The organism is Acidovorax sp. LjRoot194, assembly GCF_964253015.1.
GTDB lineage: Bacteria > Pseudomonadota > Gammaproteobacteria > Burkholderiales > Burkholderiaceae_C > Acidovorax.
In genome coordinates this window covers 5,162,401-5,177,797 of the sequence record NZ_CAXUQB020000001.1, presented here as the reverse complement: position 1 = coordinate 5,177,797, position 15,397 = coordinate 5,162,401, and the positions used below count along the sequence as shown (strand labels likewise).

At 67.9% G+C, this 15,397-nt stretch carries 18 protein-coding genes; 3 read left to right on the top strand and 15 right to left on the bottom strand.

The features are described from left to right. The first annotated feature begins 16 nt into the window (after window positions 1–16). Window positions 17–880, top strand: a complete 864-nt coding sequence (locus ACSQ3N_RS23415; RefSeq protein WP_056173043.1) for a creatininase family protein — start codon at window positions 17–19, stop codon at window positions 878–880. A gap of 90 nt (window positions 881–970) precedes the next feature. On the opposite strand, the gene ACSQ3N_RS23410 is transcribed toward ACSQ3N_RS23415, so the two are convergent. The 4 genes from ACSQ3N_RS23410 to ACSQ3N_RS23395 form a co-directional block, all read right to left on the bottom strand. Next, on the bottom strand, window positions 971–1,348 hold the full coding sequence (locus ACSQ3N_RS23410) for a VOC family protein (protein ID WP_056172762.1): 378 nt from the start codon (window positions 1,346–1,348) through the stop codon (window positions 971–973). Between the two features lie 195 nt (window positions 1,349–1,543). Next, window positions 1,544–2,326 carry a tripartite tricarboxylate transporter permease gene (locus ACSQ3N_RS23405; protein WP_156372204.1) on the bottom strand — a complete coding sequence of 261 codons (783 nt, stop codon included), beginning with the start codon at window positions 2,324–2,326 and terminating at the stop codon, window positions 1,544–1,546. A 119-nt stretch (window positions 2,327–2,445) separates the two neighbouring features. Further along, complete coding sequence (locus ACSQ3N_RS23400) at window positions 2,446–3,666, bottom strand: aspartyl protease family protein (RefSeq protein WP_436147591.1); 1,221 nt, start codon at window positions 3,664–3,666, stop codon at window positions 2,446–2,448. An 83-nt stretch (window positions 3,667–3,749) separates the two neighbouring features. After that, entirely contained in the window at window positions 3,750–4,421 is a 672-nt protein-coding gene (locus ACSQ3N_RS23395) for a histidine phosphatase family protein (protein WP_056172772.1), read from the bottom strand. 221 nt (window positions 4,422–4,642) lie between these two features. Here ACSQ3N_RS23395 and ACSQ3N_RS23390 point away from each other — a divergent pair, with 221 nt between their 5' ends. After that, window positions 4,643–5,110, top strand: coding sequence for a DUF2846 domain-containing protein (locus tag ACSQ3N_RS23390; protein ID WP_056172775.1), 468 nt, complete (start codon window positions 4,643–4,645; stop codon window positions 5,108–5,110). An 84-nt stretch (window positions 5,111–5,194) separates the two neighbouring features. On the opposite strand, the gene ACSQ3N_RS23385 is transcribed toward ACSQ3N_RS23390, so the two are convergent. The 11 genes from ACSQ3N_RS23385 to ACSQ3N_RS23335 all read right to left on the bottom strand — a co-directional run bounded on the left by ACSQ3N_RS23385 (window position 5,195) and on the right by ACSQ3N_RS23335 (window position 13,609). Continuing rightward, the gene (locus ACSQ3N_RS23385) at window positions 5,195–6,181 is read right to left on the bottom strand and encodes a threonine dehydratase (protein ID WP_056172778.1); all 987 of its coding nucleotides are present in this window, start codon (window positions 6,179–6,181) and stop codon (window positions 5,195–5,197) included. Continuing rightward, window positions 6,178–6,819: a LysE family translocator gene (locus ACSQ3N_RS23380; protein WP_056172781.1), complete on the bottom strand. Its 642-nt coding sequence runs from the start codon at window positions 6,817–6,819 to the stop codon at window positions 6,178–6,180. The genes ACSQ3N_RS23385 and ACSQ3N_RS23380 overlap by 4 nt, the downstream gene beginning before the upstream one ends. A 5-nt stretch (window positions 6,820–6,824) precedes the next feature. After that, the gene (locus ACSQ3N_RS23375) at window positions 6,825–7,556 is read right to left on the bottom strand and encodes a VOC family protein (protein WP_436147590.1); all 732 of its coding nucleotides are present in this window, start codon (window positions 7,554–7,556) and stop codon (window positions 6,825–6,827) included. Then, window positions 7,553–8,428 carry a PhzF family phenazine biosynthesis protein gene (locus tag ACSQ3N_RS23370; RefSeq protein ID WP_436147589.1) on the bottom strand — a complete coding sequence of 292 codons (876 nt, stop codon included), beginning with the start codon at window positions 8,426–8,428 and terminating at the stop codon, window positions 7,553–7,555. The genes ACSQ3N_RS23375 and ACSQ3N_RS23370 overlap by 4 nt, the downstream gene beginning before the upstream one ends. A gap of 190 nt (window positions 8,429–8,618) precedes the next feature. Then, the gene (locus ACSQ3N_RS23365; RefSeq protein ID WP_436147588.1) at window positions 8,619–9,482 is read right to left on the bottom strand and encodes a PhzF family phenazine biosynthesis protein; all 864 of its coding nucleotides are present in this window, start codon (window positions 9,480–9,482) and stop codon (window positions 8,619–8,621) included. Window positions 9,483–9,494: 12 nt separating this feature from the next. Further along, complete coding sequence (locus ACSQ3N_RS23360; RefSeq protein ID WP_436147587.1) at window positions 9,495–10,124, bottom strand: glutathione S-transferase; 630 nt, start codon at window positions 10,122–10,124, stop codon at window positions 9,495–9,497. A 3-nt stretch (window positions 10,125–10,127) separates the two neighbouring features. Further along, window positions 10,128–11,348 (bottom strand): PLP-dependent aminotransferase family protein, encoded by a 1,221-nt coding sequence (locus tag ACSQ3N_RS23355; protein ID WP_436147586.1) that lies wholly within the window; start codon window positions 11,346–11,348, stop codon window positions 10,128–10,130. Beyond that, on the bottom strand, window positions 11,345–11,668 hold the full coding sequence (locus ACSQ3N_RS23350) for a cupin domain-containing protein (protein ID WP_082517113.1): 324 nt from the start codon (window positions 11,666–11,668) through the stop codon (window positions 11,345–11,347). Before ACSQ3N_RS23350 ends, ACSQ3N_RS23355 begins: the two co-directional genes overlap by 4 nt. 25 nt (window positions 11,669–11,693) lie before the next feature. Further along, window positions 11,694–12,023 carry a DHCW motif cupin fold protein gene (locus tag ACSQ3N_RS23345; RefSeq protein WP_056172810.1) on the bottom strand — a complete coding sequence of 110 codons (330 nt, stop codon included), beginning with the start codon at window positions 12,021–12,023 and terminating at the stop codon, window positions 11,694–11,696. 60 nt (window positions 12,024–12,083) lie between these two features. Beyond that, on the bottom strand, window positions 12,084–12,998 hold the full coding sequence (locus ACSQ3N_RS23340; protein ID WP_436147585.1) for a DMT family transporter: 915 nt from the start codon (window positions 12,996–12,998) through the stop codon (window positions 12,084–12,086). Beyond that, window positions 12,995–13,609, bottom strand: a complete 615-nt coding sequence (locus ACSQ3N_RS23335; protein WP_436147584.1) for a LysE family translocator — start codon at window positions 13,607–13,609, stop codon at window positions 12,995–12,997. The genes ACSQ3N_RS23340 and ACSQ3N_RS23335 overlap by 4 nt, the downstream gene beginning before the upstream one ends. Window positions 13,610–13,801: 192 nt before the next feature. On the opposite strand from ACSQ3N_RS23335, the gene ACSQ3N_RS23330 reads away from it, so the two are divergent. After that, a complete protein-coding gene (locus ACSQ3N_RS23330) occupies window positions 13,802–15,295 on the top strand; it encodes a PLP-dependent aminotransferase family protein (RefSeq protein ID WP_436147583.1) in 1,494 nt (497 codons plus the stop codon). Window positions 15,296–15,397: the final 102 nt, after the last annotated feature.

Below are 15,397 nucleotides of genomic sequence, written 5' to 3'. Positions count from 1 at the left end.
GGCTACCATGGCGGGCATGACTGCCGTTCCCAACACCGCCCCACTGCCTCCGCTGCCCTCGCGTTTCTGGGCCGACCTCTCGACACGCGACTTCGCGCAGTTGAAAGTTTCCGGCCAGGCCGCGCACACCGTGGCGGTGCTGCCCGTGGCCGCCATCGAGCAGCACGGGCCGCACCTGCCGCTGTCGGTGGATGCCACGCTTCTGCAGGGCGTGATCGACGCCGCGCTGCCGCAGCTGCCCGCTGACCTGCCGGTGCTGTTTTTGCCCCCGCAGAATGTGGGCCTGAGCCCGGAGCACATCCGCTTTCCCGGCACGCTCACGCTGTCGCCCGCCACGGTGATCGCGCTGTGGACCGAGATCGGCGAATGCGTGGCGCGCGCGGGCATCCGTAAGCTGCTGCTCTTCAACGGCCACGGCGGCCAGGTCAGCGTGATGGACATCGTGGCGCGCGAGCTGCGCACCCGCTGCGACCTTATCGTCTACAGCGCCAGCTGGTTCAGCCTGCCGCTGCCCGATGCGGTGGCCGGGCAGTTCAGCGCGCAGGAGCACCGCTTCGGCATCCACGCCGGCGAGATCGAGACGTCAATGATGTTGCACCTGGCGCCTGGCACCGTGCACATGGAGCACGCGCGCGACTTCCGCTCCACCTCGCAGGACCGGTCGGAGCAGTACGCCATTCTGGGCAACGGCAAGAGCGCCAAGCTGGGCTGGCAGATGCAGGACTACCACCCCGCCGGCGCGGTCGGCAATGCTGCCGGGGCCTCTGCCGCCAAGGGCCAGGCTGTGGTGGCCGCTGCGGCGCAGCAGCTCGTGGCGCTGCTGCAAGAGGTGCATGCGCTTCCCCTGTCAACGCTGGTGAACGAGGCGGGCGCGCCCTAACGTGGCGGTGGGACGGCCGCTGCACAGACACCGGTGGCGTTCTGTCTGCTGGGTGTGTGAGGCAGTTGGTAGAGAGCTGCAAATGCCGCGCTACGCCAAGCGCCAGGGCGGGTTCTTGCGGTTGTCACCGGCCCGGAACAGGCAGATCACATTGCCGGACGGGTCCGCCAAGCGTGCTTCGCGCCAAAGCCAAGGCTCGTCTTTGGGTAGCTGTGTGAACTGGAATCCCGCGGCTTGCAAAGCCGCCACCCTCACGTCGAGGTCCGCGCATTCAAAGTACACGACAACGCCCGTCTCACGTGGGCCCCCATGGTCTGCGTGCAGCGAGAACGTAGCGTCGCCCTCCGGGCACTCGAAGCGGGCGTACCGGGGTGGCGCGTGAACGATCAGCAGGAAACCCATGTTGCGATAGAACGCGACAGCGTCGTCGAGGTCCGCGACAGGCAACGTGATCTGGTTGAGATTCATGAGCGATTTTCTTTTTTCTGACCCTGTTTGCGCCAAGGTACCTAACGGGGCATGGAATGGGTCACCAAAAGCTGGGGTTGTCCGGGCTCCGCCTCGCTGAGCACGCGCGACATGAGCTGCACGTGTCGCCCGATGTCGTTGCAGCCCAAACGCTTTATGGGTCTTTGGGCCTTGCGCCTGTAGCGCCTGTCAGCTTCAACCTTGTGCTGGTTCCCAAGTCTCTTGCGCTGGGCGAGGTCTTTTTCCGCGCCTCAGCAAAAGCAGACGTACTGTCACCCCCAGCATACCCACAGCGAACATGCTGGCCACGATGGGCCGGTCCAGCACCAGTGGCAACCATTCACCCCGGCTCAGCAGCAACGCTCGCCTCAGGTTTTCTTCCAGCATGGCAGATGCAGACAGGCCGACCAGCAGGGGCACGACGGGGCAGTCGAGTTGCAAGAAAAGCATGCCCAAGGCCGCCAGCGCTACACAGGGCCACAGCAGGTCGGGCGTCAACCCATACCATGCCAGCAGCCCTGCACACCACGCTGTCGCGAAAGGGCCCGTCCAGGCCGGGCGCTGCAGCCATCCCGCGGTGGCAATGAAAGCGCCTGAAGCAGGCCAAAAGCCCAGGCAAAGATACACCGTGCTCCAGAGCCTTGTGCTTCGGGGGGGCGCTTTGGAATGCGGTGGCGGCGGTGGGGCGTCCGGTCTGGGGATGAGGTGTTGCGCGATGTGGGGAACGAGCAGTGCGAAAATTCCCAGGCAGGCCACAACCACGGACGGGTCTTCGTGCAGCAGTGCAAGACCCGTCATATCGCGCAGATCACCGGCTGGGTCTTGTCCTTGAGTCCCGAGCAACAGGCCCACCACTGCCATACCGCTGGAGCGGGGCAGTGGCTGTGGCGCAGCCAGGCAGACCCCCATCAGCAGCAGGGTCAAGGTGGCCGCATATTCTGCAGGTCCGAACCGAAAAGCAATGTCTGCCCAGGTCATGCGGGTCGCCTCTCCGCGATATGTTGGAGGAGGTTGTCGTGGCAGGTCGCTGTGAGCATGGGGCGAGATTCTCGCACCGGGGTGCCGCCCGCCGGGAGCATGAAAGGCCGCACCGGCGGCTACACCAACTCCCGCAGCACCATCGTCACCACCCGCTCCTGCGCGCTGGCACCGCGCAGGCGCAGCGCAACGGACGTGCCCGGCTCGCCCGCCAGTTGGGTGCGCAGCCAGATCGCATCGGTGGCTGCAAGTTCACGCCCCTGCACGGCCAGCAGTGATTCGCCCCGGCGCACGCCCGCTTCGTCGGCCGGGCTGCCGCCCACCACGTCCAGCACATCGAACCGCTCGCCCGTCCACCGCGCCACCAGGCCGCTGCGGGGTCCGGCAAAGGGTTCGGCCAGTGCGGCCTGCGGCTCCAGATACAGCGCACCGCCCGCCGCATCGATGGTGACGGCGAAGCCCCGCCACAGCTCTCCACCCAGGTTGCCCATCCAGGCATCGCTGCCGAACAGCCCGCCCGTGGCCAAAGACAGGTGCACCGGCACGCGCGACAGTTGCCAGGGCCCGATGTCGAACGTGGGAAGGCGCGCCACATCCGCCCAGGTGGTGCCGCCCACGCTCACGCCGGTGAGCATGCGCACCGAGGGCTGCAGCGCGGCGCGCAGGCACAGCCGCTCCACCACCGGGCGGAACAGCGTCACGGCCCCGGCATCGCCTGTGTCGACCGAGAACAAGCCTGCATGCCCGGCTGCGGTGGCCTGCACCAGCATCTTGCCGCCCGGCAGCACCCGCAGCGGGAGCCCCGCGGCCGCGGGCGATGGGGCGAGACGGCCGGGTGCTGCCAGCGTGGCCTGAGCTCCGCCGTAGTCCAGGCGCACCGCGAAGGCGCGCCAGAACGTGGCGCCCAGGATGCCGTCGTAGTCGAACTCGACCGGCATGGGCACGACGAACGCGATCTCGCGCTTGAGGTGCAGCGCGTCTCCCACGGCAAGGTCATCTACCACCGTCCAGGGAACGGTCTCGTCGGAGGCTTCGGCGCCCGAGCTGGGCACCCGCTCGGTGGACAGGGGCAAGCCCAGCAGCTGTGCTGTGTGGGGCGTGAGTACATTGTGGTCCGCGCCCGTGTCCAGCAAGAACCGCAGGGGCTGCCCGTTGACGCGCACGGCCAGCGACACATGGGTTTGCCGGCGCTCCAGGGGCACGGTGACGGGGCCGGGGCCGGGCGGCGGCACCACCTCCGCCTCTGCGCCCAGGCCCAGCGATCCGCCGCAGCCATTCAAGCCCGCCAGCGGAAAAGAAGACACCGCCAGGGCACGGCCCAGGACTTCGCGACGGCGCATGGCAACTCCCGTTGTTTGAGAGTTGCTATTAAACAGTAAAAAATTATTGTTTTACAGAAATTTATTGCAAGTCCGCGCAATGCTCAGGCGTGCGTGATCCAGTCTAGGTGCGGGCCTTCATTCAAATGCGGCAGGGTGTTGAACGTCTGCATCATCAGCCGCTTGGGCGCGATCGAGAACTCCGTCACTGCGCTGTTGCGGATGCGCATGTTGAGCGCAATGGTGACCTCGGGCGCTGTGCCCAGCACCTCGCCCACCGCAGCAGAAATGGGCCCGCCGCTGCTCACCATCAGCACGTTCTGGCCCGCATGGTGGTGGCGCACGTGGTCCAGCGTGGCGCGGATGCCGGCCGAGAAATCGTTCCAGCTGGGCATGCCCTGCGGGCTGATGACGCCGGCCATCCATTGCGCCAACGCGTCGCACAGGATGCGAAAGTGCTGGTGGTACTTCTCGGGCGTATCGGCAGGGCCCAGGGGCTGGGGGTGGATGGCGGCGATCAGCGCATGGCTGTCGTATTCGTTGAGGGCCGGCAGCTGCAGCGCCTCGGGCGCGATCTGCAGGCCTTCGGCAATGCCCTCCAGTGTCTGCGTGTGGCGGCGCAGCGTGCCGGTGATGACCGCGTCAAACCGCAGGCCGCGCGCCCGCCAGTACTCGCCCAGGCGCACGGCCTGCTCGCGGCCGCGCGGGCTCAGCTGGTCGTAGTCATCGGCGCCAAACGAGGCCTGGCCATGGCGCACGAGGTAGAGGGTTCCCATGCGGCGGATTGTGGAAACAAACATCGTGGCCGCTTGTCACTGGGGCGACTGGTGCTATCGAATTGTGAGTTTCTTGCTGCCGTGCAGCATTGATGGCGGCGGTGCAACAGTGTGTCTGTGGAGCGTGTTGGCGCTGGCTAAAATTTATAGCGCAGAGTCAGAGGGAGGCTGAACATACTGACGTTCGGCCAGCGGCTTTGCTTATTCGTCACTCAAAAATCATGAAGAAAACAATTTATCTCGCGCTGGCACTTTCCGTGCTGATGACCGGTTGCGCGTCGGTCAACATGGCTTCCAAAGAGCAGTCCGCCAAGGCCAAGGAGTTTCAGCAACCACCTGAAGGCAAAGCGGGTGTTTATCTCTATCGCAACAGTGTGTTGGGCAAGGCCGTGACAAAAGACCTTCGCATTGATGGCGCTTGTGTGGGCACCAGCGCCCCCGATGTTTTTTTCTACACCCAGGTGGATGGTGGCAAGAACCACACGGTAGAAACTGCTTCTGAATTCTCCCCGAACAAGTTGGAGATCGCGTTTGAATCGGGCAAGAACTACTTCATTCGGCAGTTCATCAAGATGGGCGTGTTCGTGGCCGGTGCAGACCTGGAGCAGGTGCCTGAGGCGCAAGGCAAGGCAGACGTCGCCAAGCTGGAAATGGCCGAGGGCGGGAAATGCAGTCCTCCCGCCAAATGATCGGTAGGCTCCGCAGCCGTTCATCCGGCGCTTAAAAGGAACAAAGGGGCTTCCAAGCCCCTTTTTTTTTATTCGCGCAGAGCATCAACCGCTCAGCACGCCGCTGAACATGGGCGCATCCACATTGCCCCCCGTCAACGCCAGCCCCACGACCTTCCCCTTCAATGCACCGCGCTCCTGCAGCGCCGCCGCCAGCGCAGCAGCACCCGCCCCTTCGGCCACGTTGTGCGTGTCCGTAAAGATCGCGCGCATGGCTGCGGCCACCTCGTCGTCGCTGACCTGCACGATGTGGTCGATGTGCGGGGCGATGATGGACAAGGCCTCGGCGTCGGCCACGCGGCAGGCCATGCCGTCGGCCAGGTGGGTGGTCACGGGCGCCTCGACGACGCGGCCGGCGGCCAGCGAGTCGGCGTAGGTGGTGGCGTGGCTGCTGACCACGCCCACCACGCGCACGCCGTGGCCCAGCGCCAGCTTGGCGGCAATGGCCGAGCAGGCACCCGAGCCCTGGCCGATGGGCACGTAGGCCACGTCCATCTGCGGCACGGCGCGCAGGAATTCCCACCAGTAGGTGCTCACGCCGCGCAGCAGGTCGGGGTGGAAGCTGGGCACCATGTGTGCGCCGCGCTCGGCGGCCAGCTGGATCGCGAATTCGCGCGCTTCCTGAAAATCCGCGCCGTGCTCGATGAGCGTGACGCCGAGGGCGCGCATGGCGGCGTTCTTCTCGACCGAGTTGCCCTGTGGCACGACGATGGTGCAAGCCACGCCATGGCTGCGCGCGGCCCAGCCCATGCTCTGGCCGTGGTTGCCGCGCGTGGCGCTGATCACTTCGCGGGGCATGGCGCCGCGCTTTGCGAGCTGGTCGAAGTAGGTGAGGCCGCCGCGGATCTTGAAGGCGCCGACGGGTGTATGGTTCTCGTGCTTGAGCCAGCAGTCGGTGCCCAGGCGTTCACTCAACAGGCCCCAGCGGTACTGCGGCGTGGGCGGGAAGTCGCGGTACACCACCTGTGCGGCGGCTTCGATGTCGGCCAGGGTGGGCAGCAGCGCGGTGGCGGGGTCGAGGCGGGCGTTCATGCGGCGGCTTTCTTTTCGGTGAGGAGTCGGAGTGCGAGCAGGCCGAGGACGGTGCCCATGACATAGCGCTGCGCCCGCATCCAGGCGGCGTTGCGGTTAAGGAACAGCGCCACGCGCGCGGCGCACAGGATGAGCAGTGCGTTGACGACCGCGCTGGTGGCGATCTGTACGCTGCCGAGCGTCAGGCTCTGCAGCAGCAGTTGGCCGCGCTCTGGGTGCAAAAACTGCGGGAAGAACGACAGGTAGAACATGGCGACCTTGGGGTTCAAGAGGTTGGTCATGAAGCCCATGAGGAACAGCGTGCGGGGGCCGTCGTGCGGCAGGTTGCGGGCCTCGAAGGGCGCGGCGCCGCCGGGCTTGACGGCCTGCCAGGCCATCCAGAGCAGGTAGGCGGCGCCGGCGTAGCGGATGGCGTCGAAGGCCAGCGGCACGGCGGCCAGCAGCGCGGTCAGGCCCAGTGCCGCCGCCAGCAAGTGCACCAGAAAACCCAGCACCACACCGCCCAGCGAGACCAGCCCCGCACGCGGCCCCTGCGTGAGGCTGCGCGAGACGCAATAGACCATGTTGGGGCCGGGCGTGAGCACCAGAACCAGGGCGGCCAGCGCAAAGATCAGCAGTTCCTGTGCAGAAAAAAGCATCGTGGTTACTCCGGTGTGAATGACGATACGGCGACCGGTCCGCGTGGCGTGGTCAGTTGCGCCGTGAGGCGGGGGGCGCCACCTGCGGCGATCGCTACCTGCGCTGCCACGCCGATCGCCTCGCACGCCGCCTGCAGCGTGGCCGCCTGCGGGTGCTGCAGCGCCAGCGATTGCAACTGCACGCCGCTGGCGGGCAGGCTGTCGCACGGGTGCACGGGGCCCCACTGGATGAGCGTGGGCAGGCAGCCGTCCATCAGGCGCAGGCCGTCTTCGCGCACGGTGATCTGCCACTGCAGCAGGCCCTGTGCGGTGGGGCGGCTGGCGGCGATGATCTCGCCGCGGTCCAGGTCCTGCGCGGCCAGGGCGGCGCACCGGTCCTCGACGTCAGGCACCGCGGCCACCCAGTGGATGAGTTGCGGCCCGTGTTCGGCCACCTGCTGCTGCAGGGCCGCATCATCCATGTCAAACCACCGCCTACCGCTTGATGGTATTGCGCTAGTAGCTCCTTTATTGATAGCAATGACTTCCAGGTAGGCGCGCGGGTGCGCCGGGCTGGAGACATTCAAGATGCGGTTGTGCGTGCCCATCAGCGGGTGCTCGCCGCCCGCCGTGGGGGTGATGCCCAGCGTGCGTTCGCACCAGGCCACGCCCGACGCCAGGTCCGCGGCCAGCACGACAAGGTGGTCCACGCAGGGCGGACGTGCAGCACTGGCCGCGGTGCCTGCGGCGGCCGTCACAGCAGCACCTCGCCCGACACGCAGGTGACCGAGCTGCCGCCGACCCAGATGGTGTCGCCGTCCTGCTCCACGAACACGCGCCCCGCGCGGGCCAGGCACGTGCCCTGGCTGGCCACGTACTGGGCGGGGGCCAGGCCCGCGCCGATGAGCCACTGGGCCAGCGCGGCGTTGAGGCTGCCCGTCACCGGGTCTTCGGCCAGGCCGTTGTTGCCGGGGAAGAAGGCGCGCACTTCAAACGCAATGCCGTCCGCGTCCGTGCTGCCGATGACGCCGACTTTTCCGCGTGGTCCGACCACGCCCACATCGAGCTTGCCCAGGATGCTCGCATCCGGCTTGAGCGCCAGCACCTGCTCGCTGCTGCGCAGCATCACGCCGCGCCAGTTGGGGCCGTTGTCGCACCAGGCGTGGTGCAGGATGTAGCTGCGCGCCACGCCCAGGCCGCGTGCGATCAGGGCCACATCGTCTTCAGGCAGCGGGCCGCTCTTGATGAGGGGCGGCGCTGCGAACGCCAGGCGCTCGCCGTCCTGCCGCAGCGTGACCAGGCCCACGCCGCATTCCTGCACCACGGTGCCCGCCACCTGCGGCTGGCCGCCGGCCTGCAGCCAGGTGTGGCAACTGCCCAGCGTGGGGTGGCCGGCAAACGGCAGCTCACGCCCGGGGCAGAAGATGCGCACGCGGTAGTCCGCGCCGGCCGCGCGGCCCTCGGGCGTGGGCGGCAGCAAAAAGGTGGCTTCCGACAGGTTGGTCCAGTTGGTGAACTCCTGCATGGCCTCGGTGGTCAGGCCGGTGCCATCGAGCACCACGGCCAGGGGGTTGCCGCGGTAGGGCTGGTTGGTGAAGACGTCGACTTGCTTGAAAGGGCGCTGGTGCATGGTGCTCAAAGTCCTGGTGTCGAAGGGTGATGAAAAATGGAAGAGGGGTGTAAGAGGGGTGGAGGAGGTTCGGACGACGGGAACGCCGGGGGCGCGACCGGCGCTCTGGCGGCGTTGCTGCTACAGGTTCGGTCGGCCTTTGGGGCCTGGGTGGATCAACCGCTGGAGGGCGGGGCGATGGACAGTGAATTCACAGCAGAACGGTCCCTTCGATGCAGGTGACAGCCTTGCCGCCGACCCAGATCTGCCCGGCGTTGTCTTTGCGGATGTGCACGCGGCCGGCGCGGCCCAGGCACTCGCCCTGGGCCACCAGGTAGCTTGGGGGCGCCAGGCCGTCGGCGATCAGCCACTCCGCCAGGCTCGCGTTCAGCGTGCCGGTGACGGGGTCTTCCGGGTTACCCATGGGCGCGGCAAAGGCGCGCACCACGGCGCCGGGCTGGCGCATGTCGCTGGCCTGCGGGCCGACGTGGATCACGCCCACGTCCTGGCCCAGGTCTTTGAGGCGGGCGTGGTCGGGCTTGAGGCCGAGCACCGTCTCTGCGCTGTCGAGCAGCAGGCCCAGCCACACCGGGCCGTTGTCCAGCAGTTGTGCGCCGCGAATCTGCTGCGGGCGCACGCCCAGCGCGCTGGCAATCAGCGGCACCAGCGCGGGGCTGGGCGCGCTGCGCGCCAATGGCGGCGCGGCAAAGGCCAGCGTGCTGCCGCTGTGCTCCACACGCACCAGGCCCAGGGCGGATTCCTGCATCACCATGCCCGCCACGCGCGGTGCGTGGCCGGCCTGCAGCCAGGCGTGGCAGGTGCCCAGCGTGGGGTGGCCGGCAAACGGCAGCTCGCCATTGGGGCTGAAGATGCGCACCCGGTAGTCCGCACCCGCCGCACGCCCAGCCTCGGTGGGCGGCAGCAGGAAGGTCGTCTCCGACAGGTTGGTCCAGGCCGCGAAGCGGCGCATGTCGCTCTCGCTCAGGTCCTGCGCATCCAGCACCACTGCGACCGGGTTGCCGTAGCCCGGCTGGTCGCTGAACACGTCGATCTGCTTGAAGGGGCGCTGGTGCATGGCAACCTGCGCTCAGGAGAGAGGTTGGTCCAGGACGCCGATAGCGCCCGTGCGGCTGCTCACTGCCAGGTACCAGCGCTCCAGGTGTGGGCGCGCGGGGCGCTCTTGCGGCAGGCCCCACCAGCGGTGGATCTCGCATGCCACGGGAATGTCGGCCATGGTGAAGCGCTCGCCGGCCATGAAGGGCTGGCGCGCCAGGTGGGCGTCCAGCATCGCCATGAGCGGCTCGGTCACGGCCACCGATGCGGCAATGAGCGCGTCATTGCGCTGCGCGGCGGGTGTGCGCACCCACTGCAGGAAGGCATCGCGCCCGGCGGGGTTCAGCGTGGTCTGCTGCCAGTCCATCCACTGCTCGGCCACGAAGCGCGCGGGCAGGTCTTCGGGGTACAGGTTGCCCAGTGAATGCCGGGCGCACAGGTAGCGCACGATGGTGTTGGACTCCCACAGCACCGCGCCCGTGTCCTCGTCCTCGACCAGCGGCACCAGGCCGTTCGGGTTCAAGGCCAGATAGCGGGGCTCGCGCACGATGCCGAACTGTCCGCCCGCATCGGTGCGCTGCACCGACGGCAGGCCCAGCTCCTGCACGGCCCACACCACCTTGCGCACATTGATAGACGACATGCGTCCCCACAAGCGCAGCATGCGTCAGCCCTTGGCCTGCGCGGCCAGCTGGTCGCGAACGGCCGCGGCCAGCGCCGCGATGCCGGTGGCGATCTGCTCCACGCTCGAGGTCACGAACGACAGGCGCAGCGTGCGCGGGTCGGCGTTGTCGGCATAGAAGGCAGCGCCGGGCACGAAGGCCACGTTGCGCTCCACCGCCTTGGGCAACAGCTCCACGGCGCTCATGCCGTCGGGCAGGCGCACCCACAGGAACATGCCGCCGTCGGGGCGGTTCCAGTGCACGTCCAGGCCCTGCATTTCCTTCGTCAACGCAGCCAGCATGGCTTCGCACTGCTGCTTGTACAGCGCGCGGATGGTGGGCACGTGGCGGTCCAGGAAGTTGCCCTTCATCACCTCGGCCACCAGGCGCTGGTTGTAGCCGGGGGTGTGCAGGTCGGCCGCCTGCTTGGCCTGCAGCAGCTTGGGGTACACGGCCTTGGGGGCCACGACGAAGCCCAGGCGCAGGCCGGGGGCCAGCACCTTGGAGAACGAGCCCATGTAGATGCAGCCATCGGGGTTGCGGGCCGTGAGCGGTGCGGGCGGCGGATTGTCGAACCACAGGTCGCCGTAGGGGTTGTCTTCGACCAGCGGCAGGTTCAGCTCGGCCGCGGCCTTGACCAGCTCGGCACGGCGCGCATCGCTCATGGTGCGGCCGGTGGGATTCTGGAAGTTGGGCAGCACGTACAGGAAGCGGGCCTTGTCGGCGCCGGTGCCCACCTTGGCCCGGAGGTCGTCCACCAGCACGCCTTCATCGTCGCTGGCCACGGACACCACGGTGGGCTCCATGGGCGTGAAGGCCTGCAGCGCACCCAGGTAGGTGGGCGTCTCGACCAGCACGCGGCTGCCTTCGTCGATCAGCACCTTGGCGATCAAATCCAGCGCCTGCTGCGAGCCGGTGGTGATCAGCACCTGGTCGGCATCCACGTCCCAGGGCAGGAAGTCGGCGATGGCCTGGCGCAGCGGGGCATAGCCTTCGCTGGCCGCGTACTGCAGGGCGGCCGGGCCGTCGTTGGCCAGCACGGCGGCCGAGGCTTCGGCAAAGGCCGAGACCGGGAAGGTCTTGGGCGAGGGCAGGCCGCCCGCCAGGCTGATGATGCCGGGCTTCTCGGTGACCTTGAGGATCTCGCGGATGACCGAGGGGTTCATGCGCTCGGCGCGGCGCGCCAGGGTCCAGGTGCTGGTGGGCGGAAGGTCGTTCAGTTTCATTGTCGTTCTCCTCCGGGCGGTCCCCAAAAGACCACCCATGTTGCAAAGTCGTCAGAAAAATTCTCGAAGCGGTGCACTTGCCCCGCCGGTACAAAAAAGGCGTCCCCAGCAGCGCAGCGGTGGCGGGTTCCGTCCTGCACGAATTCTCCGCTCCCGCGCTGGATGAAGTACAGCTCGTCCTGCGCGTGGGGCTGCTGAGGGTCCTGGCCCCGGGGCGCATACAGCTCGGTGCGCATGCTGCCATGGCGCAGGAGTTCCACGAACCGCTCTCCGGCGGGGCCGGGCAGTTGCTGCAAACCTTGATCCACGGAGTATTTCACAGGGCCTCGTGCGTCGTTGTGTGGCTCAGTCCACGATGAACAGCGTGGCGCCCTGGGGCGACTCGGAGCGGTGGGGCTCCGCGTTGTCGGCCACCTGGTAGCTCATGCCGGGCGTCAAAGTGAATGTGCGGCCGTCTTCCAGCTCGGTGTGCAATTCTCCGCTCACGCACAGCAGCACGTGGCCTTTGACGCACCAGTGGTCTGAGACATAGCCCGGCGTGTACTCGACCATGCGCACGCGCAGGTCGCCGAACTGCTGGGTGCGCCAAAAGGCCTGGCCGGCCTGCGCACTCTTTTCCTCGCGGGGCAGGGCAGACCAGTCGGTAGTGGCGAACGGGATGTTGTGCATCTGCATGTTCTGGACTCCTTCAAACGCACCACGGCCTGGATCGCGGCGCACACGGGGTGTTGGCGGTCATGCGGTGGCTCCTTGGTGAACGGGCATCTTCTTGCCCACGAAAACGGTGACGATCACGGCCAGCGCGAAGCATGCGGTGACGAGGTCCAGGCGCTCGCCCAGCAGCGGCACGGCGAACAGCAGGCTCAGAAAGGGCTGCACCAGCTGGATCTGGCTGACCCGCACGGCACCCAGCGCCAGCGCGCGGTACCAGGCAAAGAAGCCGATCCACATCGAGAACAGCGCCACGTAGGCAAACCCCGTCCAGGCCATCGCACTGATCGCGCCGGGCACGGCGGGTGCAAACCACCAGGCCACGGGCAGGGTGAGCGGCAAGCTGCAGGCCAGCACCCAGCAGATCACCTGCTCGGCGCCCAGGCTGGGCGTGAGGCGTGCACCGCCGATGTAGCCGAAGGCGCCGGTGGTCATCGCGATGATGAGGTAGATGTTGGCCGCGCCCAGGTAGAAGCCGCCCGCGCGCCAGGCCATGAAGCCCAGCACCAGCCCGCTGCCCAGCACCGCGCACGCCCAGAAGCCTGCGGAGGGCCGCTGGCGGTACCACAGCGCGCCCAACACGGCCGTGGACAAGGGCAGCAGCGCCGTGACCACCGCGCCGTGCGTGCTGGGCACATGCCGCAGCGCCAGCGCCAGGAACAGCGGAAAGCCGACGATCACGCCGAACGCGGTCACGCCCAGCAGCGGCCAATCCGGGCGGCGCGGCACGTTCAGCTGCCCGCGGCTGCGCTGCCACGCGAGGTACGCGACGGACAGCAGCCCCGCCACCGCAGCGCGGCCGAAGGTGACGAACCATGGCGACAGTTGCGGCGCGTCCACCGGGCCCACGGCCAGGCGTGTCATCGGCAGCGTGGCGGCGAACAAAGTCACGCCCACCAGACCCCAGACCAGGGCTTCACGCTCTTGCGCGCGGTTCATAGCGTGAGCATCCACACGGCGGTCACCACCAGCACCAGGGCCAGCGCGCGGTTGAACCACAGCAGGCGGGTGCCCTGGGCCAGCCACTGGCGCAGCAGCGAGCCGATCAGCGCGTATACAAAATTGCTGGTGAAGGCGAACAGCATCATCACCACGCAGATGATCGCCAGGCGCTCACCGGGGTTGACGGCGGGCTGCCCCGCGGCGTTGACCACCCAGCCCGCGCTGAGCGTGAGCGCCAGCATCCAGGCCTTGATGTTCACGAACTGCAGGCCCACGCCCTGCCAGAAGGTCACGTTCAGCCGGGCGCTGTCCACTTCGGCCAATTGGCCGGCGCGGCTGAGCTTGTAAGCGAGCCACAGCATGTAGGCCACGCCCGCCAGCGTCACGCCCCAGCGCAAGGCTGGCACGCCGGTGATCAGCGCGCCCAGGCCCAGGCCGCTGGCGAGCATGAGCAGCGTCCAGCCCGTGGGCACCGCAAAGCAAAAGCGCAGCGCGCGCCGCAGGCCCAGGTTGGCCGCGAGGGCCGTGGACAGCGTGGTGTTGGGCCCCGGCGAGAAGCTCATCGCGGTGCAGAACAGCAGCAGGGCAGTCAGTTCGGGGGCGCTCATGGTGCGGGAGGGGCGGTGTTCCGGGTGGGGAGACTTGTCAATGCCGAGGCTTCAATGTAATCTTGGCTGCCAGTACACAACCAATACAGTTCAGCAGCGCAGTTCGCAATCTGTATTGGCCGCGATAACAGTACACAAGTGCACGGCGAGACCACCGCAAGAACGCTGCACACACACTGCAAGGACCCCGCCATGCTCATGAAAACCACCACCCAGTCGCTCACCGAACAGCTGTCGGCGCGCTTTGGCGAGCGCATCCGCAACCGGCTGCTGGCACCCGGCGCGCGCCTGCCGTCGGTGCGGCAGTGCGCGCAGCAGCACGGCGTGAGCCCGTCGACGGTGGTGGCGGCCTACGACCAGTTGCTGGCGCAGGGCCTGGTGGAGGCGCGCAAGAACCGCGGCTTCTTCGTGCGCGAGATGGCCACGGGCCTGGCCGAGCGCATGCCCGACAACGAAGCCGACACGCCCGAGGCCGAGCGCGGCATGGGCAACTGGAGCACTGCGCACTGGTTTGCGGCCCGTGGCGCCGGGCGCGGTGCGGCGCGCGGGGCGCCGCCCGTCAACGCCACGGCGCTGATCCGCGGCATGTTTCACAAGATCAGCGACAAGCCGCAGCCCGGCATGGGCGTGTTCCCGCCCGACTGGCTCGAGTCCACCTTCATGCCCGCCGCAGTGCGCAAGGTGACCAGCACCCGCGCGCTGAACGACTTTTCGCTGCAGTACGGCGAGCCGCTGGGCGACACCGGGCTGCGCAGGGTGCTGTCCAAAAAGCTCGCCACGCTGAACGTGCATGCCACGCCCGAGAACATCATCACCACCGTGGGCGCCACGCACGCGCTCGATATCGTGAGCCGCACGCTGCTGCGCCCTGGCGACCCGGTGATGGTGGAGGAGCCCGGCTGGGCCGTGGAATTTGCGCGGCTGGCGGCCCTGGGCATGCACATCCTGCCCGTGCCGCGCCGTGCCGACGGCCCCGACCTGGAGGTCATGGCCCGGTACTGCGAGGTGCACCAGCCCAAGCTGTATGTGAGCGTGAGCGTGTTCCACAACCCTACCGGCTACTGCCTGTCGCCGGGCAGCGCGCACCGCATCCTGCAGCTGGCCAACCAGCACAACTTCCACATCGTCGAGGACGACACCTACAGCCACATCGCGCCCGAGCACGCCACGCGCCTCACCGCGCTCGACGGCCTGCAGCGCACCATCTACGTGAGCGGTTTTGCCAAGATCCTCGCGCCCAACTGGCGCATCGGCTTCCTGGCCGCGCCGTCGTCACTCATCGAGCAACTGCTGGACACCAAGCTGCTGGCCACGCTGACCACGCCCGCGCTGCTGGAAAAGGCGCTGGCACTGTGCATCGAACAGGGCCAGTTGCGGCGCCACGCCGAGCGCATCCGCACCCGCCTGGATGCCGCCCGCGCCCGCAGCGTGAAGCTGGCGCTGGGCGCAGGCTGCACCTTCGCCGCCGAGCCCGTGGGGCTGTTCGGCTGGGTGGAGACTGGCGTGGACACCGATGCGCTCGCGCAGCGCATGCTGGACGAGGGCTACCTGCTGGCGCCCGGCGCGCTGTTCCATGCCGAGCGCAAGCCCAGCACGCTCATGCGCATCAACTTCGCCACCACGCAGGAGGCCGCGTTCTGGAAGACGTTTGCGCGCGTGCGGGCTCAGCAGCAGGGGCGTGGGTGAGGCCTGTGGCTCAGCGCTGGTGGGCGCGATGTGCGGGCTGAAGAGTATTCATCCAGGGAGGCAGGCGGGGGTTGGCGGCCTGGCGCGCGCGGCAGCCTCAAT